Origin of the sequence: Pseudarthrobacter defluvii (assembly GCF_030323865.1) — a bacterium.
GTDB classification, from domain to species: Bacteria; Actinomycetota; Actinomycetes; order Actinomycetales; family Micrococcaceae; genus Arthrobacter; species Arthrobacter sedimenti.
This window is the reverse complement of the sequence record NZ_CP066362.1, coordinates 701,918-720,117: the sequence shown is the minus strand read 5'-3', so window position 1 is coordinate 720,117 and position 18,200 is coordinate 701,918. Positions and strand designations below refer to the sequence as shown.

17 protein-coding genes and 1 tRNA gene are annotated in these 18,200 nt (G+C 65.7%); 11 read left to right on the top strand and 7 right to left on the bottom strand.

Annotation, left to right across the window (positions count from 1 at the left end; all coding sequences use genetic code 11):
- Nucleotides 1-57: 57 nt before the first annotated feature.
- Together JCQ34_RS03470 and JCQ34_RS03465 are read right to left on the bottom strand one after the other, a co-directional pair.
- A complete protein-coding gene (locus JCQ34_RS03470) occupies nucleotides 58-738 on the bottom strand; it encodes a response regulator transcription factor (protein ID WP_079598280.1) in 681 nt (226 codons plus the stop codon).
- Nucleotides 735-2,003, bottom strand: a complete 1,269-nt coding sequence (locus JCQ34_RS03465; protein ID WP_286404286.1) for a sensor histidine kinase — start codon at nucleotides 2,001-2,003, stop codon at nucleotides 735-737. The genes JCQ34_RS03470 and JCQ34_RS03465 overlap by 4 nt, the downstream gene beginning before the upstream one ends.
- A gap of 205 nt (nucleotides 2,004-2,208) precedes the next feature.
- Here JCQ34_RS03465 and phoU point away from each other — a divergent pair, with 205 nt between their 5' ends.
- Entirely contained in the window at nucleotides 2,209-2,871 is a 663-nt protein-coding gene (gene phoU / locus JCQ34_RS03460) for a phosphate signaling complex protein PhoU (protein ID WP_286401856.1), read from the top strand.
- A gap of 198 nt (nucleotides 2,872-3,069) precedes the next feature.
- Here phoU and JCQ34_RS03455 read toward each other — a convergent pair whose 3' ends face one another.
- On the bottom strand, nucleotides 3,070-3,816 hold the full coding sequence (locus tag JCQ34_RS03455) for a phosphoglyceromutase (protein WP_286401855.1): 747 nt from the start codon (nucleotides 3,814-3,816) through the stop codon (nucleotides 3,070-3,072).
- A gap of 88 nt (nucleotides 3,817-3,904) precedes the next feature.
- Here JCQ34_RS03455 and JCQ34_RS03450 point away from each other — a divergent pair, with 88 nt between their 5' ends.
- Nucleotides 3,905-4,759: a class I SAM-dependent methyltransferase gene (locus tag JCQ34_RS03450; protein WP_286401853.1), complete on the top strand. Its 855-nt coding sequence runs from the start codon at nucleotides 3,905-3,907 to the stop codon at nucleotides 4,757-4,759.
- 23 nt (nucleotides 4,760-4,782) lie between these two features.
- On the opposite strand, the gene JCQ34_RS03445 is transcribed toward JCQ34_RS03450, so the two are convergent.
- Together JCQ34_RS03445 and JCQ34_RS03440 are read right to left on the bottom strand one after the other, a co-directional pair.
- The gene (locus JCQ34_RS03445; RefSeq protein ID WP_286401851.1) at nucleotides 4,783-5,136 is read right to left on the bottom strand and encodes a DUF2516 family protein; all 354 of its coding nucleotides are present in this window, start codon (nucleotides 5,134-5,136) and stop codon (nucleotides 4,783-4,785) included.
- Nucleotides 5,137-5,145: 9 nt separating this feature from the next.
- Nucleotides 5,146-6,336: a trans-sulfuration enzyme family protein gene (locus JCQ34_RS03440; RefSeq protein WP_286401849.1), complete on the bottom strand. Its 1,191-nt coding sequence runs from the start codon at nucleotides 6,334-6,336 to the stop codon at nucleotides 5,146-5,148.
- 133 nt (nucleotides 6,337-6,469) lie between these two features.
- Here JCQ34_RS03440 and tmk point away from each other — a divergent pair, with 133 nt between their 5' ends.
- The 4 genes from tmk to JCQ34_RS03420 all read left to right on the top strand — a co-directional run bounded on the left by tmk (nucleotide 6,470) and on the right by JCQ34_RS03420 (nucleotide 10,086).
- Nucleotides 6,470-7,183 carry a dTMP kinase gene (gene tmk / locus JCQ34_RS03435; RefSeq protein WP_286401847.1) on the top strand — a complete coding sequence of 238 codons (714 nt, stop codon included), beginning with the start codon at nucleotides 6,470-6,472 and terminating at the stop codon, nucleotides 7,181-7,183.
- The gene (locus JCQ34_RS03430) at nucleotides 7,180-8,343 is read left to right on the top strand and encodes a DNA polymerase III subunit delta' (protein ID WP_286401845.1); all 1,164 of its coding nucleotides are present in this window, start codon (nucleotides 7,180-7,182) and stop codon (nucleotides 8,341-8,343) included. The genes tmk and JCQ34_RS03430 overlap by 4 nt, the downstream gene beginning before the upstream one ends.
- Nucleotides 8,340-9,908: an alpha/beta hydrolase gene (locus tag JCQ34_RS03425; RefSeq protein WP_286401843.1), complete on the top strand. Its 1,569-nt coding sequence runs from the start codon at nucleotides 8,340-8,342 to the stop codon at nucleotides 9,906-9,908. Before JCQ34_RS03430 ends, JCQ34_RS03425 begins: the two co-directional genes overlap by 4 nt.
- Nucleotides 9,909-10,013: 105 nt before the next feature.
- Nucleotides 10,014-10,086 (top strand) — tRNA-Thr (locus JCQ34_RS03420).
- A gap of 132 nt (nucleotides 10,087-10,218) precedes the next feature.
- Here JCQ34_RS03420 and JCQ34_RS03415 read toward each other — a convergent pair.
- Complete coding sequence (locus tag JCQ34_RS03415) at nucleotides 10,219-10,431, bottom strand: hypothetical protein (RefSeq protein ID WP_286401841.1); 213 nt, start codon at nucleotides 10,429-10,431, stop codon at nucleotides 10,219-10,221.
- A gap of 316 nt (nucleotides 10,432-10,747) precedes the next feature.
- Between JCQ34_RS03415 and JCQ34_RS03410 the strand changes: the two genes are divergently transcribed.
- From JCQ34_RS03410 to JCQ34_RS03390, 5 genes are all read left to right on the top strand, one after another.
- The gene (locus JCQ34_RS03410) at nucleotides 10,748-12,832 is read left to right on the top strand and encodes an amino acid transporter (RefSeq protein ID WP_434738928.1); all 2,085 of its coding nucleotides are present in this window, start codon (nucleotides 10,748-10,750) and stop codon (nucleotides 12,830-12,832) included.
- A 70-nt stretch (nucleotides 12,833-12,902) separates the two neighbouring features.
- The gene (locus JCQ34_RS03405; RefSeq protein ID WP_286401836.1) at nucleotides 12,903-13,850 is read left to right on the top strand and encodes a polysaccharide deacetylase family protein; all 948 of its coding nucleotides are present in this window, start codon (nucleotides 12,903-12,905) and stop codon (nucleotides 13,848-13,850) included.
- Nucleotides 13,851-13,970: 120 nt separating this feature from the next.
- Complete coding sequence (locus JCQ34_RS03400) at nucleotides 13,971-14,609, top strand: hypothetical protein (RefSeq protein WP_286401833.1); 639 nt, start codon at nucleotides 13,971-13,973, stop codon at nucleotides 14,607-14,609.
- Nucleotides 14,610-14,670: 61 nt separating this feature from the next.
- Nucleotides 14,671-16,107, top strand: a complete 1,437-nt coding sequence (locus tag JCQ34_RS03395) for a phenylacetate--CoA ligase family protein (protein ID WP_286401831.1) — start codon at nucleotides 14,671-14,673, stop codon at nucleotides 16,105-16,107.
- A complete protein-coding gene (locus JCQ34_RS03390) occupies nucleotides 16,104-16,958 on the top strand; it encodes an alpha/beta fold hydrolase (RefSeq protein WP_286401828.1) in 855 nt (284 codons plus the stop codon). Before JCQ34_RS03395 ends, JCQ34_RS03390 begins: the two co-directional genes overlap by 4 nt.
- Here JCQ34_RS03390 and JCQ34_RS03385 read toward each other — a convergent pair.
- The gene (locus JCQ34_RS03385; protein WP_286401824.1) at nucleotides 16,955-18,196 is read right to left on the bottom strand and encodes an NAD(P)/FAD-dependent oxidoreductase; all 1,242 of its coding nucleotides are present in this window, start codon (nucleotides 18,194-18,196) and stop codon (nucleotides 16,955-16,957) included. The two genes, JCQ34_RS03390 and JCQ34_RS03385, sit on opposite strands and share 4 nt — an antisense overlap.
- Nucleotides 18,197-18,200: the final 4 nt, after the last annotated feature.

The following is an 18,200-nucleotide window of genomic DNA, read 5'->3' as shown; positions in this document are numbered from 1 at the left end:
AACAAAAGGGAGGAGCCCCACGGCTCCTCCCTTTTGTTATGCCGCCGTCCGGCCGGTTTAGGGTTCGAACTTGTAACCGAGGCCGCGGACCGTCACCAAATAGCGCGGGGCAGAGGGATCGGGCTCGATCTTGCCGCGGAGGCGCTTCACGTGTACATCCAGGGTCTTGGTGTCACCCACATAGTCGGAGCCCCACACACGGTCGATCAGCTGGCCCCTGGTCAGCACCCTGCCCGAGTTGCGCAGAAGCATCTCCAGGAGCTCGAATTCCTTCAACGGAAGCAGGACCTGCTCGCCGTCAACGCTCACCACGTGCCGCTCAATATCCATGCGGACGGGCCCGGCCTGGACCGTGGACGAGATCAGCTCCTCCGGTTCACCCTGGCGACGCAGCACGGCCCTGACCCGGGCCACCAGTTCGCGGGACGAGTAGGGCTTGGTCACGTAATCGTCCGCGCCGAGCTCAAGGCCTACTACCTTGTCGATCTCGGAGTCCTTGGCGGTCAGCATGATCACGGGGACGCTTGAACGCTGGCGCAGCTGCCGGCACACCTCGGTGCCGGAGAGGCCCGGAAGCTGAAGGTCGAGCAGCACAAGGTCGGCGCCGTTGCGGTCAAATTCGGTGATGGCGTCGAGGCCGTTGTCCACCACCTCCACCTCGAACCCTTCTTTACCCAGCAAATAGGACAAGGGATCGCTGAACGATTCCTCATCCTCCACAATCAAAATCCTGCTCAAGCGTTAGCTCCTTGTTCTGTAGCGCCCGGTTCTGTTGCGCCGGCAGCGCGGGGTACTTGGGTGAGAGATGGTTGCCCGGACGTCTCCCGAACCTGCCCCGGCGCCACTGCCGGTGCCCCGGGAACTGAAGGCTCGGCGTCGCCCTCCTGCCCTTCCATTTCGGGCAGCCGGAGGGTGAAGGTGGAGCCCTGCCCGGGCTGGGACCACAGCGTCACTTCACCGCCATGGTTGGAAGCCACGTGCTTGACGATGCTCAGGCCCAGGCCGGTACCTCCTGTCTGGCGGGACCGGGCCGCGTCCACCCGGTAGAAGCGCTCGAAGACACGTTCCTGCTCCTCGGGGCTGAGGCCCTCCCCTTGGTCGGTCACGGAAATTGACACAAGGCCTTCCCTGGAGCGCACGCCGATCCCCACGCGGGTATTGGGGGGTGAATAGCGGATGGCGTTGTCGATGAGATTCCGCAGCGCAGTAACCAAAAGGTCCTGGTCGCCGAACACCTTGCCATCGGTGCGCCCGCCCACCACGATGCTGATGTTCTTGCTCTCGGCGGGAAGCTGCGACCGGTCCACGGCCTCGGCGATGACAGCGTTGATGTCGACAGGTCCGCCCTGCTGCGTCACGCTGGCGCCCTGCAGGCGGGAAAGTTCAATGATGTCCTGGACCAGGGCTGCGAGCCGTGCCGACTCCTTGTGCATGCGCTTGGCAAAGCGGCGGACGGCTTCTTCGTCATCGGCGGAAGATTCGAGCGCCTCGGCCAGCAGCGAGATGGCACCCACCGGGGTTTTCAGCTCGTGCGATACGTTGGCGACAAAGTCATTGCGGATCTCTTCGGTGCGGGTGATCTCGGTGCGGTCATCGGCGAGGAGGAGGATGTATTCCTCGCCCAGCATGGCTGCCCGGACCTGCACGATGATGGTTCCCTGCCCCAGCGGCCCCCGCGGAAGCTCCAACTGCTTTTCGAGGATGACGCCGTCCCGCCGGACCCCGGCGGTCATCTCCAGGAGTTCCTTGTGGACCACAGTGTGTCCGCGGACCAGTCCGTAAGCGTAGGCTGCGGGGCTTGCGCGCACCACCCCGTCCACGTCGTCCAGCACCACAAAGGCACGTCCGACGACGGCGAGCACCTCCGCTGCACCGGCCGGAAGGGCAAGCTCCTCGGGTTCGACGTCCAGCAGCTCGCGCTGCTTCTCGCTGACCCGGTAGGCAAGCACGCCGAACGTGCCAAGCGCCAGGCCGATAAGGCCGGCAACCAGACCAATGAGCATAGGATCCACAGCTCCACTTTATGCTCTTGCCTGGAGCGGCCTGCCGCCTTATTGCCCATCCGGTGAACGGTTCAACTAACGTTCATCTGTGTGGGCATAATCGTTTACCGGGCGATGCCAGAGTTGGTGGTTAGAGTGCCCAACGGCGACACGATTCCTGCTGCCCTGGAGCGGCCGGCGGGAGTTCCAAGGAAAGGACGCCTACGTGCGTAAGGTTTTTCAGGAAGAGCTTACCCAAGTCGGTGACCAGCTGGTGGAGATTTCCCGGCTGGTCAGCGAAGCGATGGCCAAGGCCACTACCTCCTTCCAGGTAGCGGACGTGGATCTCGCCCAGGACGTCATCGCAGCCGATGCGCGCATTGACTTCCTGCAGAACAGCCTGGATGAGCGGGCAATCGACATTCTGGCGCTGCAGGGCCCCGTCGCCAGCGACCTGCGCATGATCGTGGGTTCCCTCCGGATGAGCGCCTCCCTGGAGCGGATGGGCGATCTGGCCCGCCACATCGCCCAGCTGGCCCGCCTCCGCTACCCCTCCATGGTGATTCCGGAGTCCATGACGGACACGTTCAACCGGATGGCCGAACTGGACCAGGAAATCGCGGACAAGCTGACGGTACTGCTGGAGAGCCGCGACCTTGAGGTGGCCCGGGACATCCTTAAGGCCAACACCGCCATCAATGATCTGCACCTGAGCGTGTTCAAGGCCATCGCGGCTCCCGACTGGTCCGGGTCGCCCGCCACCACCGTGGACGTAGCCCTTGCCAGCCGTTACTTCGAGCGGTTCGCGGACCACGGCGTTTCCGTCGCCCAGAAGGTGACCTACCTGGTCACAGGCGCGTGGCAGCCGAACGCCACCGAGCACAGCTAAGCCAAGTAGAACAACGACGGCGGGCTGGTCACCTGAGGTGGCCAGCCCGCCGTCGTCGTTTCACCTTTGACGCAGCGCGTTCTTCGGCCGGAGTGCGTCTAAGGGTGGGCCCACTACGTCAGGGTTCCCTGGCCGAGCTTGCGAGGTCAGGGAGACGTTGGGGCAAACGACCGAGCACCCGGCGGAGAACGCGAAGTCTTATTTCTTGCCCTGGTTGGCAACGGCCAGGATGGCCTGCTCTGCGGCCTCGGGATCGAGGTAGGTGCCGCCCGGCTTGATCGGCTGGAAGTCCTCGTCGAGGTCGTACACCAGCGGGATGCCGGTGGGGATGTTCAGGCCGGCGATGGCCTCGTCGCTGATGCCGTCCAGGTGCTTGACCAGAGCCCGGAGCGAGTTGCCGTGTGCGGTGACCAGGACGGTCTTGCCGGCCTTGAGGTCTTCCTTGATGTCCGATTCCCAGTAGGGCAGGAGCCGCACCAGGACGTCCTTCAGGCACTCGGTGCGCGGGAGGGCATCGCCCAGGTCCGCGTAGCGGGGATCGTGCGCCTGCGAGAACTCGGAGTCATCGGACAGCGGCGGCGGCGGGGTGTCGTAGGAGCGGCGCCATTCCATGAACTGCTCCTCGCCGAACTCGGCCAGGGTCTGGGCCTTGTCCTTGCCCTGCAGCGCACCGTAGTGGCGTTCGTTCAGGCGCCAGTCGCGCTTGACCGGGATCCAGCCGCGGTCCGCCTTGTCCAGGGCGATATTGGCCGTGTTGATGGCCCGCTTCAGCAGGGAGGTGTAGAGCACGTCCGGGAGGATGTTGTTCTCTACCAGCAGCTCACCTCCGCGCGCTGCTTCCGCGCGGCCCTGGTCGTTCAGGTCAACGTCCACCCAGCCGGTGAACAGGTTCTTGGCGTTCCATTCGCTGTGGCCGTGGCGCAGCAGAATCAGCTTGTAAGTCATGATTTTCATCCTAGCCGAGCAGTGTTGCCGCCCGCCCAGCGTTACAAGGCGGCCCCACGATGGCGGCCAGCGAAGATAGGGTTGTGCGGTGGTTCAAAAGGCTGAACGGGTCAATGCCCCGCAACTTTCCGGCAGGTCCGCCGTCGCCAGGCAGGGGCGGCCGGTGGGCAACGTGACCCGCGGCACCACCAATCCCAACCGGATGCGCCGCGTGGACCGCTGGCTGGCCGGACCGCAGGCCTGGCGGCTGAGGAGGGCATCCGAGCCGCTCGTGGTGGACCTGGGCTATGGCGCAACGCCGGCAACCGCCGTCGAACTTTATGAAAGGCTCGCCGTGGTCCGGCCTGACGTGCGCGTCTGCGGCATTGAAATTGAGCCGGAGCGCGTCCGGGCGGCGATTCCGCTGCAGCGTCCCGGACTGACGTTCCACGTGGGCGGCTTTGAATTGCCTGTTCCCGGGCGCCCCGTCCTGGTCCGGGCCTTCAACGTCCTGCGGCAGTACGAAGAGGCTGACGTAGCGGGGATTTGGCGGCTGGTGCAGGACCGGTTGGCGCCTGGCGGCCTGTTCGTCGACGGCACGTGTGATGAGATCGGGCGGCGCGTGACCTGGGTGGCGCTGGACCGGGACCGCCCGCTGTCCCTCAGCATCTCCGTCCGATTCGGGAGCTTCGACCTGCCATCCGACGTCGCCGAACGGCTTCCCAAAGCCCTGATTCACCGCAACGTCCCCGGCGAACCTGTTCACACTTTCATGCAGGCGATGGACCGGGCTTGGCTTGGGAGCGCGGCGCTGGCCCCTTTTGGCAACAGGCAGCGCTGGGTAGGCATGTGCAGGAGCCTGCGCACCGCAGGGTGGCCGATCCAGGACGGACCGGGCAGGTGGCGGCTGGGTGAGCTGACGGTGGACTGGGAGTCCGTGGCGCCGTTACATGCGGCCGGGTGATGAACGGGCCCAGGCCGGCAGGGTCACCAGGGGCCGTAGGGACCCATGTTGCGGCTGCCGCCCCGGCCGGCGTCCTTCACTGCAGGCCGGACGTCGGCCAGGTAGACGGAGGCTGCTACGACAGCGGCGAGCCCGAACAGGCCGAGGGTGCTGAAGATGCCTCCACCAGCGCCCAGCAGCGAGATCAGGCCCACGGCGGTTGCACCACCGGTGAGGGCAAGCCAGAAGGTCTTGGTCCGCTTGCCGGTGGCTTCGAAGGCGTTGGGCCGGTGGCGGAGGCAGTCCACAAAAGCCCACAGTTCAAGCCCCAAGGCCACCAGGCCAAGGATGAAGAACACTGCCTGCTCCACGTACGCAATGATTATTCGACCGTCCACAATCCCAGCCTAGCCGCCAAGAGTGTCCAGCGCCTGCTTAAGGTCAGCCCACAGGTCCTCAACGTTTTCCACCCCGACGCTCAGGCGCACCAGGTTCTCCGGCACGCTGGTGGGTTCGGCCGAGTGCCGGCGCCGGCGCTCGATGAGGGACTCCACCCCGCCAAGGGACGTCGCCGGCAGCCAGAGTTCCAGGGCCTGCACCAGTTTGTCGGCGGCATCAGCACCGCTAAGGCCTGCGGCAGGCGCCACCTGGATGCAGATGATGGAGCCGAATCCCTTCATCTGCTCCTTGGCGCGGACGTGCCCGGGGTCGGTGCTGAGGCCGGGGAACCGGATCGATTCGATGGCGGGGTGCGCGGCAAGGCGTTCCGCCAGGACCATGGCTGACTCCTGGGACCGCTCTACGCGCAGCGCAAGGGTCCGCAGGCCGCGCAACGCCAGCCATGCTTCAAAGGGACCGGCGATGGCGCCGTGGATGATGCGGTGGTGGAGGAGCGTGGCGCGGATGTCGGGATTGGAGGTGACCAGCGCGCCGAGGACGACGTCGGAGTGCCCGGCCAGGTACTTGGTCACCGAGTGGAGGACGACGTCGGATCCCAGCAACAGGGGCTGCTGGACCAAGGGGGTGGAGAAGGTGTTGTCCGCAACGACGATTGCGCCGGCGGCGTGGGCGGCCTCTGCGACCGCGGACATATCGGCGATTCCGAGCATGGGGTTGGTGGGGCTTTCGAGCCACAGCATGGCCGCCGCCTTCGCGGACGGTCCCGTGGGTGCCAGTGCTTCCCTGACGGCATCGGTATCGGCGATGTCCACGGTCCGGAGCTCGATGAAGCCTTTTTGGGCCAGTTCCGAGGCCATCACCAGCGAACCGGAGTAGCTGTGGTTGGGCATGACCAGCACGCCCCCTGCGGGAATCAGCGACAGCGCAGAACTAACCGCCGCAAGCCCCGATGCGTACAGCAGGCCGGGAAGCCCGGATCCTTCAAGCTGGCCCAGCGCCTCTTCGAAAGGGTCCCAGGTGGGGTTGGAATAGCGGCCATACCCCCGGTCGCCGTCGCCGAGGGGGCCGGTACCGAAGTAAGTGGAGGAAAGGGTGATGGGAGGATTGACCGGCTGGTCCCTTTCCCGCGGCGGCCGACCCGCTGCCACCACCACGGTCTCGGGTGACAAGGACGCGGTCTGGTGCTCGGAAAGACTCATGGTGCAAAGCGTACTGTTCCCGCTTGATCTGCCGCCAAGCGGTGACGTTTTGTGGACGGCGGCCCCTACACCCGTCCTGCACAGGCGCCGGCTGGAGGCCGGAAATGTCCCCATGCCTCGGTAGGCTTAAGAAGTGAACAACCAAAGGGCCGGATTATTCATCGCATTCGAAGGTGGCGATGGCGCCGGCAAGTCCACCCAGGCGGCCCGTCTCGCGGCCGCGTTGGAATCCCAGGGCCATACAGTGCTGCGCACCCGTGAACCCGGCGGAACCCCCATCGGGGAAAAATTGCGCTCGCTGGTGCTGGACCACGGCAATGGCGAGATTGACGCCCACACGGAAGCGCTCATCTTTGCCGCGTCCCGTGCCGCCCACGCCGCCCAGGTCATCCGACCGGCACTTGGCCGCGGCGAGATCGTGCTGACTGACCGCTACATCGACTCCTCGGTCGCCTACCAGGGGGCCGGCCGAAACCTTGGACAGGACAACGTCCAGTCCCTCAACCAGTGGGCCACCTCGGGCCTGCAGCCACACCTCACGGTCCTCCTGGACGTGGACCCCCGGCTTGGCCGCGAGCGCCGGACCGCCGGGCAGGCAGCTGAGGACCGCCTCGAATCCGAGGCTGACGAATTCCATACCCGAATCCGGGGAGCCTTCCTGGACCTCGCCGCGGGCCGCCCCGAGTCCTACCTGGTACTCCCTGCCCAGCTGCCGGCCGACGACCTGGCGGCCCGGATCCTCGCCCGGGTGGAAACCCTGCTTGATGCGCCCACCCCGGCGGCAGGGCACGCTCCCGTGCCGCAACTGGCGGTACCTGAAGCAGCGACGGACGGCGGTGGGGCGTGACCGTTTGGGATGACCTCCAGGGCCAGCCCGCCGTCGTCGAACAACTGCGCCAGGCCGCAAGCGGCGAAAGCCTGACGCACGCCTGGCTGTTCACGGGGCCGCCGGGCTCCGGCCGCTCCAACGCCGCCAAGGCCTTCGCCGCCGCACTGAACTGCGACCAGGAGGACGTCAGCCTCCGTGGCTGCGGGCAGTGCCAGGCGTGCCACACGATCCTGGGCGAAACCCATTCGGATGTTACGTTCGTGCGCACCGAAAAGGTCACCATCACCATTGATGAGGCCCGGGAACTGGTGGCGGCGGCAGGCAACCGGCCATCATCAGGGCGCTGGCGGATCATCGTCGTGGAGGACGCCGACCGCATGGCCGAGCGGACCACCAACGTACTGCTCAAGGCCATCGAGGAACCCACGCCGCGGACTATCTGGATGCTTTGCGCGCCGTCCCCCGCCGACGTCCTGGTCACCATCCGCTCCCGCTGCCGGAGTGTAGCTTTACGGCTGCCGCCGGCCTCGGACGTTGCAGCCCTGCTGGTGCGGCGTGACGGCGTGGACCCTGCCCTTGCGGAGCAGGCAGCCCGGGCAGCGCAGAGCCATGTGGGTATTGCCCGCCGGCTGGCCAGGGATCCAGCGGCAAGGGAACGCCGGCTGGAAACGGTCCGTTTTCCGCTCGGCCTCCGCGGCGTCACAGCGGCGGTCATGATGGCGGACAAGCTGGTGAAGATCGCCACCGCCGAGGCCAACAGCTCCAACGAGGAACGGGACGCAGCGGAAAAGGCCGCCCTCCTCGCAACGCTGGGAGCGCCCGAATCGGGCACGCTGCCCCCGGCCATGCGCGGCCAGCTGAAGCAACTCGAGGACGACCAGAAACGGCGGGCCAAGAGATCCATTACGGACTCCCTGGACCGTACGCTCACCGATTTACTGTCCTTCTACCGGGACGTGCTGATCATCCAGCTGGGGAACGCGGTGGAACTGGTCAACGTTGAGCTGAGGAGTGAGCTGGAAGAGTTCGCCGCCCGCAGCACTCCTGAAACCACCCTGGCCCGCATGGATGCCATCAACAAAGCCCGCGAACGCATCACCACCACCAACGTTGCCCCGCTGCTGACCATCGAGTCCATGGCGGCCAGCTTGATCCAGCCCTCCAAGGAGACCCGATGACTGCCCGCCCCCTGTCCGCACGCCACAGGTCCCTGGCGGTCGCCGTCCGCGCCGCGGGAGCAATGGCCCTGGCCATGGTCCTGGCCTCGTGCAGTCTGCTCAACGGCGGCGACAAGAACCCGCCGGAGGCGGCCACGGCCAAAGCCGACCCCTCGATCGTGGCTTCGGCCCCCGCGGGACTGGAAAAGTTTTACTCCCAGGAAGTCGTGTGGCAGCCCTGCGAAGGGGAATTCCAGTGTGCCAAGGTGACGGTGCCCATGGACTATGCCAATCCGGGCGGCGACACTATCCAGCTTGCCGCTTTGCGGGCGCCCAGCACAGGCAAGAAGACCGGCAGCCTCCTGGTCAATCCCGGCGGTCCGGGTGCCTCCGGGTACGACTTCGTCAAGGACGCGGCCGCAACCCACTTCTCAGCCGGTGTACGCAACGCCTATGACCTCGTCGGCTTTGATCCGCGAGGCGTCAAGCGCTCCGCTCCCGTAACCTGCATGACCGACGCGGAACGTGATGCGGCCCGGGCCAAGATCTATGCCCTCGAAACCGACGCCGGACTCAAAACGGCGCTGGCTGACAACAAAGCGATCGCTGACCAGTGTGCGGCGCAAACCGGCCCGGTCCTGGGCCACATCGACACCGTCAGCGCCGCCAAGGACCTGGACGTACTCCGGGCCGTGGTGAACGACTCCAAGCTGAACTACCTTGGCTACTCCTACGGCACCTTCCTGGGCTCCACCTACGCATCGCTCTTCCCTGACAACGTGGGCCGCATGGTCCTCGATGGGGCTTTGGACCCGTCCATCAGCAACGAGGACCTGACCAGCGGCCAGGCCCGGGCCTTCGAAAAAGCACTGCACAGCTACGTCGCCAGTTGCCAGAAGCAGGGCAAGTGCCCCTTGAGCGGTGATGTCGACTCCGGAGTGCAGCAGATCCGGGACCTGATCAACGCCGTGCAGCAGACGCCCCGCACTGCCAAGGACGGGCGCTTGGTCAACGCCACCATGTTCGTCAGCGGCCTGATCACCCCGCTCTACAACGACCAAAGCTGGCCGGCCCTCACGCAGGCGCTGGAGGCGGCGATGTCCGGAGACGTCAGCCTCATGCTCCGGCTGGCCGATCTGGGCGCCGACCGCGGCTCCGACGGGAAATACACCTCCAATTCAACGTTCGCCTTCAACGCGATCAACTGCCTGGACTACCCCATGGTTTCGGACGCTGCAGGTATGCGGGCCGAAGAGAAGCGGCTGGAACAGGACTCGCCCACCCTTGGCTACTTCTTTGCCTACGGCGGCACCACCTGCGCAGACTGGCCCTACAAGAACGTCCGCACCCCGGCGCCGGTCGAATACACCGGGGACTCTCCGATCGTGGTCATCGGTACCACGGGTGACCCCGCTACCCCCGTTGACTGGGCAGCCTCACTCCGCAAGCAACTGGGCAACGCCTCCCTGCTGACGTGGAGGGGCGAAGGACACACCGCCTACGGGCGGGCAAACAGCTGCCTCGAGGATTCGGTGGACAACTACCTGGTGAACGGCAAGGTTCCGGCCGACAATACGGTCTGCTGATCGCTCCGGGAGCCGCCGCACCTCCCATTTTGACCGGGGCGCGGAGACTCCATTACAGTTGACTCTTGCATGAGGCGCCCGGTTCCGCCGGGGATTTCGTGCGGTGCTTCCTTAGCTCAGTCGGTAGAGCGTTTCACTCGTAATGAAAAGGTCATCAGTTCGATTCTGATAGGAAGCTCGGGATAAACCCCGGACAGCCCCTGGTTCCAGGGGTTTCCGGGGTTTTTCGCTGGTTAAGCGGTTGGCGTTTGCTGTTCGCGGGGCCCACTGATGGTCCCGCACGGACCCCTTGAAAAACTGCAGGTCACGGTCAGTTACCGGGCTCATCCATCTTCGAGCGGATAAAGTCCTGGTCCTCGCGGGACATCGGGGCCTCTCCGTGCATCCCGGTGGGAAGGTTCTCCCCCGTCTCCTTCGAGATCACAGCCGTGATGGTTCTTGGGAGGATCTGGCATCCCGGATTGTCCATGAACCACTTCCGGGTGGCCGGATCGAGCCGGCCCCAGCGATCTTTGAGATTCATTTCCTGCGCTGCCTCCTTGCTCTCCTCCCGGTGCGAAAGTCGCCCGGGAGCGGGCGCCGTGCCCATTTCAACCCACAAGTAAACCCGGCCCCTAAAAAGGCCCACAGGGGCTAAAGTCCCGGTATTTGCAGCTTTCCGGCGCGGGGCACTTGGTGGAAACAGCCGATTGCGGAACCAGTGCCGTTAAGAAAGCGACAAGATACTCCCGCCAAACCATTCGCGGCACCGCGGCGGTGTTAACCTCGCGGCTTACGGGCGTCGGCTTCCCCAGCCCTGGAGTGAGGCCCGTGTCGGGACCAGCAGAGGGGAGAAACCCGTGACTGCCTCTATCCAGCACTCCATACCGGAAAGCGTTCCCCGCCCTTCGCAGGACGCGGCGCCACGGAGCCCTTTGATCCGTTGGTTGCTTGAAAACCGCGTCCAGCAACCGGAAGGCTTCGAAGCCCCGGAACACGACGACGGACAACAACGCTGGTGGAAGGTCATGTGCCTCACCGGCGTCGACTACTTCTCCACACTGTCCTATTTGCCGGGAATCGCCGCCCTTGCTGCCGGCGCGTTGTCTCCGCTGGCCACACTGCTCATTGTCGCCCTGACGCTTTTCGGCATGCTGCCCATGTATCGCAGGGTGGCCGCTGAAAGCCCCCACGGCCAAGGCTCAGTGGCCATGCTTGAAAAGCTCCTGCCCTTCTGGCGCGGCAAGGTCTTCGTCCTGGTACTGCTCGGGTTTGTAGCTACGTCCTGGATCATTACCATTACGCTTTCTGCGGCCGACGCCACGGTCCACCTGCTCGAAAATCCCTTCCTTCCGTCCGTCCTCAAAGGACAGGCGGTACCCATTACCGTCCTCCTGCTGGTCATCCTGGGCGGGGTGTTCCTGCTCGGGTTCTCGGAGGCCGTAGCGGTCGCAATACCCCTGGTGGGGGTCTTCCTGCTGCTGAATGCCGTGGTCATCGGTTCAGGCATCGCCGATATCTTCGCCGATCCGGGACTGTTGAATTCATGGAGCGGGTCACTGACGGCCCAGGGAACAGGTCTGGGCGGCATCGCAGGCCCGGCCCTCCTGGCCTTCCCCCTGCTGGTCCTGGGACTGTCGGGATTCGAAACAGGCGTCAGCATGATGCCATTGATCGCATCCCGGGGCGCCACCGGCGAAGACAAGCTGAATGGGCGCATCCGAAATACACGCAAGCTGCTCACCACTGCGGCGCTGATCATGAGCGTCTACCTCATCGGCAGCAGTTTCGTGACCACCGTCCTCATCCCCGCCGAAGCATTCCAGCCGGGCGGGGCAGCCAATGGCCGTGCCCTCGCATACCTCGCCCACGAACGCCTGGGCAGCGTGTTCGGATCCGCATATGACATCAGCAGCATCCTTATCCTCTGGTTCGCCGGGGCGTCGGCAATGGCCGGGCTCATCAACATCGTCCCGCGCTATCTGCCGTCATATGGCATGGCGCCTGAATGGACCCGTGCTGTCAGGCCGGTGGTGCTGGTCTACACCACGGTCAGCATCCACATCACAGTAGGATTCCGGGCGGATGTAAACGCCCAGGCCGGTGCGTACGCAACAGGAATCCTGGTGATGATGGTGTCCGCAGCCATAGCTGTGCTGATCTCGGCCATCCAGCGGAAACACGCCGGAGCCGTAACAGGCTTCACCCTGCTGACGCTGGTGATGCTCTATGCACTGGGCGCCAACGTAATCGAGAAGCCGGACGGCATCACCATCTCCGCCTTCTTCATCCTCGGCATCATCACCGTGTCACTCGTATCAAGGGTCAGCAGGACCACCGAACTCCGCGTGGACAGTATCGAATTCGATGCAACTGCACGCCGCTTCATCAAGGACTCCCTGGACTACGACGGGCGCCTGACCCTGATAGCCAACAAACCGCAGGCGCGTGACGTCGCCGAGTATGACCGGAAATCGGCCGACCAGCAGGACAGCAACCCAACTCCCTGGACCGCCGACGTGATCTTCCTTGAAATCGACGTCACCGATCCCTCGGGCTTCAGCAAGGTACTGGTTGTCAGGGGCGTCGAGGTGGGTGACCACCGCGTTCTGCGTGTACAGAGTCCCGCCGCGCCGAATGCCATCGCAGCCATCCTGCTGGCACTGCGGGACGCCACCGGTGTCATTCCGCAGGGCTACTTCGAGTGGTCCGAAGGAAACCCGCTGGCGCACCTGATGCGGTACCTGCTCCTCGGCCAGGGCGACACTCCCCCTGTGGTACGCGAAATCATCCGCCGAAACGAACCCGATCCCCGGCGCCGTCCCGGCATCCACGTCGGATACCGGTGCACTGCACCCTCCTACCGCCCTTTGTTACGACCGACGCCCCGTTGGGCGGCGGGGTTCAGGAAACGGCAAGTCCGGCAAGGTATCCTCCCGTCATGACTCCCCGCATCCAGGCCGCTGTTCCGCGCGCTGCAGCCTGCACCGCTGCGTCCTGGCAGGGGTCGTAGCAGTGGAACCGAACGCGCCCCGTCACCTTGGCCAGGACGGCAAGGGCCCCGGCCGGAGGGCCGTCCTGCTGGCAGCAGTGCTCACCTTGTCGTCCGCCGTCCCGGACCTGCAGCCGCATCCGAAGCAGGCGGCCGGAACGCAGAGCGAAAGCGCGGCGCCCGATATAGCCCCGCCCGGCGATCTTTCCCCTCCAGTGATACACACAGGCCCGGACGGTGACGAGCCTGCACCGGCCACGCCAACGCCGACGCCTGTCCCCTCACGCCCGCAGATCGTCGAAACCTACGGTAAGCACCAGGCCCGCTATTGGGGCCTGGAGGCTCCAGGCGTGCTGACGCGGCTGCCGCCCGGCCAACAAGGCATCGCCCTCACCTTCGACTTTTGCGGCGGCTCCGGCGGCAACGGCTACGACCAGGCCCTTCTGGACACCCTGCGCCAGCGCCACGTGCCCGCCACCCTCTTCCTTAACTCGAGGTGGATCACGGCCAACCCCGCCATGGCCCGGCAGTTGGCAGCCGATCCGCTTTTCGAAGTTGCCAACCACGGCACGTCGCATAAGCCGCTGTCCACCACCGGCAACTCCGCCTATGGAATCCCGGGCACAAAGAACGCCGGCGAGGTCTACGACGAAATCATGCCGAATGACGGTCTCCTTGCCGGCCTGACGGGCAAGCGTCCCAGATACTTCCGCCCGGGCACCGCGTACATGGACGACGTCGCTATGGACATCCTCGGTACATTGGGTGTGAAAGCGGCCGGCTTCAGCATCAATGGCGACGGCGGCGCAACGTTTCCCTCCGCCGTCGTAGCCAAAGAAGTGGGAAAGGCCCGGGCGGGCGACGTGGTGATCTGCCACGGCAACCACCCCAACGGCGGAACGGCCGAAGGCGTAAAACAGGCGTTGGACAAGCTGCTGGCAGCCGGAATGTCCTTCACCCACCTACCCTGAGAGCTCATGCCCGATGCCGGTGGCGGCCTGCCTGCTGATCCGATACGTTGACAGGGAAGCCCTGCCCACCACCGCGCGGCTGGACCGCGGTCCGGCCGCAGCCAGACGTTAGGAATTCCCATGCCGGAACAGCACAACACGCCCGCAATCGGGTGGGTCCCTGCCTGGGCGGATCTTCTGGGACGCACTGCCGAGGCAGCCGATGCAGGATTCGTTGTCGGGGGCGAACCCGGACAGGTGGCCGAAGGTCAGGAGTACGTTGCACTCTGGCCGGGCCAGAACGCGGAGGAGTTCGCCGCCAAGGCAGCTGGCGAAGGGGGCCGCCTGACCCTGCTTTGCGCTGACGCCGGCAGTGCTGATGGTTTGGCCCCAGGCGGCCTCACCCGGGCGTCCGAGAGGGTTCTGCTCATGGCACCCACGGCCGAATTGAACACGGATGTGGAGCTGCCTGAGAACTCCCAAGTGGCCTTGGCCCCCATGGAGACCTACGACGCCGTCGAAATAACGGTCTTTGACCGCCCGGTGGCCCGGGGACGTGTCCAGGTGCGGGACGACTTCGCCACCGTGGCCATCACGGAAGTTCCCGAGGGTCCGGAGAAGGAGATGTTCGAGCGCGGATTGTTCGCAGCCATGGCCGAGGAGGCTTTCCTCCACGGCGCGGAGTACCTGCACATGGTTGTTGAGCCGGATGCTGCCGGCCACTTCGAGGAGTCCGGGTGGACCGAAGCGGGCCGCCTGGTGGGTTTCGACAAGAACTAACGACGGCGGCTTGGCCCACCAGCCTCTTCCTGCGGGCAATATCCACTTCTAATATCGACTCATGGTTTTACCTCGGGGAGCCGTGCTCCGCGACCGGCGTGGTGATGCGCTGCGGGTATGGTGGGACGCCTTCCGGGTGCACCGGCGGGGTCCGGAAGCGGTCCGCGCCCGCCAGCGGGAGCGGCTGGCCGATCAGGTGGCCTTTGCACGCGAACACTCGCCGTTTTACCGGGAGCTGTACCAGGCGCTGCCGGGACGGGTCGACGACCCCGCGGTATTGCCCGTAACGGACAAGCGGCAAATGATGGCCCGGTTCGATGACGCCCTCACGGATCCGGCGGTCACACGCGCGGGCGTGGAGGCATTCGTGGCGGATCCGGCCCGGATTGGGGAGCGGTTCGCCGGCGAGTACCTGGTGGCCACCACGGCCGGCACCACGGGAACCCGTGGCTTGTTCGTGCTGGATGACCGCTACTGGGCGGTGACGTCGGGCATGATGGCCCAGCTAAGCGCAGGCTGGCTGTCGCCGGCCCAGCTGGTGCGGCTGATGGTCCGTGGCGGCCGCTTTGCCACGGTTGTCGCAACCGGCGGCCACTTCCTTTCCGTAGCAGCCGGGACCCGGGAGCGGCGGGAAAAGCCGCGGCGCCACCGCCGGCTGAGGATCTTTTCCGTCCATCGGCCACTGCCGGAGCTGGTGGCCGGCCTTAACCTGGTGCGGCCGGTTTTGCTGGGAGGCTACGCGAGCATCCTTCGCCTGCTGGCAACTGAGCAGGAAAGCGGACGGCTGCGCCTGCACCCCACTCTGGTGGTCAGCACGGCCGAGGGCCTCCCGCCGGGAGAGCGTGAGCGCATCCAACGGGCTTTCTCGGCCCCCGCGCGGGAGGTTTACGGGTGCACCGAGTCCAGCTACGCAGCGGCCAGCTGCGAAGAGGGCTGGCTGCACCTTCTTGAGGACTGGGTAATCCTGGAACCTGTCGATGCCGACCACCGCCCTGTTCCACCAGGAGTGGTCTCACACACGGTACTGATGACCAACCTGGCAAACCGGGTCCAGCCCATCCTCCGCTATGACGTAGGTGACCGGGTGCTGGTGAAGCCCGACGCGTGCGAGTGCGGCAACCCGGCCCCGGCCTTGAAGGTGGAAGGCCGCGCCTCTGACGTGCTTACCTTCCCCGCCGCCGACCGCCAGGGCCGTATCGCAGTGCCCCCGCTGGCCCTGGGCACCGTTATCGACAGGACACCGGGAGTGGAACTGTTCCAGATAGTCCAGTCGGCTCCCGCCCTGCTATCGGTGCGGCTGCTTCCCGAACCGGGCACGGACCCGGATCAGGTGCGAAGGTCAGTAGTGGAAGGGCTGGCAGCACTGCTCACCGGACTCGGCCTGGCCCACATCGCAGTGGAGGCTGACGCAGAACCTCCCCAGCAGTCGGCGGGCGGGAAGTTCCGCACGGTCATTCCGCTGCCGCCCACCAACACCCAGGAATTCCCGTCACCGTGACAAGCGCAAGAGACGCCGCGGGCAGCGTGGGAAGCCAGGAACTGCAGGTGCGGTTCGAGCGCTTCCAGGCCAGGTTCCCCATCCGTTCCGTGCAGGTGGGGCCGGCGGCATGGAACTACCTGGATACCGGCGGGCAGGGGCCGGTGCTGCTGATGCTCCCGGGTGGAACCTACCGCCCGGACAACTATTTTCAGCTCATCGAGGACCTCGCCCGGGACCACCGCATCCTTGCCCCCGCCTACCCGGCAGTCCATCCGTTGCCCTTGGTGGCGGCCGGCCTGACGGAGCTGCTCGACTATGCAGGGGTTGGGAGCGCCACGGTGTGCGGGTGGTCCTACGGCGGCTATGTGGCCCAGGTCTTTGCCAAGGAGGCTCCAAGCCGGGTGCGGAACCTGGTGCTGGCGGAGACCGGCACCAGGCACATCTTCGGCCTGACCACCATGCGCGTCTTCGCCGCGGTGTTCGCACGCCTGCCCTTGCGCGCCAAGCAGTCGTTCACCCGGCGGCTGTGGCGGCGCTGGTCCAGCGCCGTGCCTGAAAGCCGGGAATTCTGGGACCGCCGGTTGGAGGAGGAACTTCAGCAGATAAGCAACCTCCAGCACACCGCCGGGGTGGCCAACATGATCGACTTCATGGCGCACTACACCCCCTCCCCCGGGTGGCTCGCACCGTGGAAGGGGCGTGTGCTGATCCTGCAGTCCGCAGGCGACGAAGCTTTTTCAGCCGACCGGCAGGCTGAACTGCGGGCGGCCTACCCCGACGCCGTAGTGCGCACCATCACCGGCGGCCACACGGCCCTGTTCAGCAATCCGGGCTGGTTTACCGGGCACATCCGGGATTTTGACGGCTAGTCCGGCCTGCCCACCACCACCTGTGCCGGGCTGTGGGTCACGTAGCCATTGGCCCAGGAGAACAAGGCCCGGACTTTCTGCTGGAAGCCGGGCAGCAGGGCAAGGTGCACCGCCAGCCACGAAACGAACGCCAGCGGGCCCTGCAGTTGCAGTCGCCGGCGGCCCAGTTCCGCTACGGCTGCGCCGCGTCCCACCATGGCCATGTAGCCCTTGTCCCAGTAGCGGAAGGGCTCCCGGAGACCGCCGGTAAGGTCTGCGTAGATGTTGCGGGCCGCCCACTTGCCCGATTGCTGTGCCACGGACCCAAGCTGCGGGAGCTTGTTTCCGTCAGCATCGGTGATGTTGGCCGAATCACCCAGGACGTAGACACCTTCGAGGTCGGGGGCCGTCAGGTCAGGCTGTACGTCCACCCGGCCGCCCCTGCCCTGCTTCAGGCCGGACTCCGTAATGATCCGGCCGGCCTGCAGTCCGCCGGCCCATACGACGATGCGTGCAGGGATGACCGTCCCGTCCTTGAGGGTAACCCCGTCCGGCCGGACTTCACCCACCGCGGTGCCCATGTGCAGCTGAACACCCAGCTTGGTCAGCCGGTCCCGCGCGTACGCCTGGGACTTTTCAGAAAAAGCAGCCAGCACGTTGGGAACCATGTCCACCAGGTGCACGTGGCACCGGGCGGCCAGCCCCGGCGAGAAGTACTTCGGCACAAGGTACTTGACGTTTTCCGCAAGTGCGCCGGCGGTCTCCACCCCGGTTGGGCCACCGCCCACCACGATCACGTCGGCGTCTGCCGAGGGTTCCCGGTCAGCCTCGTCCATCACTGCTGTTATCGCGGCGCTGAGCCGCGTTGCGTCCGCCACCGAGTACAGCGGGTAGGCGTGCTCATCAGCGCCCGGCGTATTGAAGAAGTTGGGCACCGCGCCAGTGGCAATGACCAGGGCCCGCGACCGGTAATTGGCGCCGTCCGCGGTGGTGACGGTGCGGCTGGCCGCGTCGATGGCGGTCACCTCCGCCGTCAGGACACGGACATTGTTGATCCTGCGGAACTCGGACCGGAGCGGCCGGGTGACCGCAGAGACGCCAATCTGGGATGCAGCCACCTGGTAGAGGAGCGGCTGGAACTGCTGGTAGTTGTTGGCATCGAGCAGCAACACCCGGACGCCCTTGCGGCCTAACTCCTCAGCCGCCGTCTTTCCGGCAAAACCGCCGCCAACCACGATGACCTGATATGAATCGTCCATTCGT

What these genes read in the sequence shown, in the direction of transcription:
- JCQ34_RS03425 (WP_286401843.1), top strand. Translation starts at nt 8,340, where the DNA reads ATGACTGCCCGCCCCCTGTCCGCACGCCACAGGTCCCTGGCGGTCGCC.
- JCQ34_RS03395 (WP_286401831.1), top strand. Translation starts at nt 14,671, where the DNA reads ATGGTTTTACCTCGGGGAGCCGTGCTCCGCGACCGGCGTGGTGATGCG.
- JCQ34_RS03455 (WP_286401855.1), bottom strand. Translation starts at nt 3,816, where the DNA reads ATGACTTACAAGCTGATTCTGCTGCGCCACGGCCACAGCGAATGGAAC.
- JCQ34_RS03440 (WP_286401849.1), bottom strand. Translation starts at nt 6,336, where the DNA reads ATGAGTCTTTCCGAGCACCAGACCGCGTCCTTGTCACCCGAGACCGTG.
- JCQ34_RS03400 (WP_286401833.1), top strand. Translation starts at nt 13,971, where the DNA reads ATGCCGGAACAGCACAACACGCCCGCAATCGGGTGGGTCCCTGCCTGG.
- JCQ34_RS03415 (WP_286401841.1), bottom strand. Translation starts at nt 10,431, where the DNA reads ATGAATCTCAAAGATCGCTGGGGCCGGCTCGATCCGGCCACCCGGAAG.
- JCQ34_RS03465 (WP_286404286.1), bottom strand. Translation starts at nt 2,003, where the DNA reads ATGCTCATTGGTCTGGTTGCCGGCCTTATCGGCCTGGCGCTTGGCACG.
- JCQ34_RS03385 (WP_286401824.1), bottom strand. Translation starts at nt 18,196, where the DNA reads ATGGACGATTCATATCAGGTCATCGTGGTTGGCGGCGGTTTTGCCGGA.